This is a genomic window from Lysobacter enzymogenes, from assembly GCF_017168095.1.
GTDB lineage: Bacteria > Pseudomonadota > Gammaproteobacteria > Xanthomonadales > Xanthomonadaceae > Lysobacter > Lysobacter enzymogenes_D.
Map to the genome: position 1 here is coordinate 1 of NZ_LXSD01000404.1, position 368 is coordinate 368.

Here is a 368-nt window from a genome sequence, read left to right on the forward strand (position 1 = left end):
CCGCGACCGCGACACCGCGCTTGCGTCGTAACTGCGGTGTCGCGGTCGCGGCTTGCGCCGCTCCTACAGGGAGGGGTCGCGGCTTGCGCGTTGAAACAGCGGCCCGCTGCGTATGCGCCACCGCAAAAAAAAGCCCCGGCCGAAGCCGGGGCTGTGCCTCATCGCGCAACGCAGCCTCGAGGTCGCGCAATCGCGATCAGAAGGTGATGGTCCAGTTGTTGATGTAACCCGTGTCGGCACCCGCACGGTCGGCCGCGCGCAGCTTCCAGGTGCCGTTCAAGGCTTCGCTCGACAGATTGACCGAATAGGTCTTCTTGATGTTGTCGGCGCTGCCGCCGGTGCGGTTGTGCAGGTTGTAGACGCTGCCG

Annotated in this window: 1 protein-coding gene; it reads right to left on the reverse strand. The window is 65.8% G+C overall.

What is annotated here, in order from left to right; genetic code table 11:
- Positions 1–196: 196 nt before the first annotated feature.
- The coding region (locus A7A76_RS26790; protein ID WP_206412342.1) for a proprotein convertase P-domain-containing protein at positions 197–368 on the reverse strand (172 nt) is incomplete at its 5' end.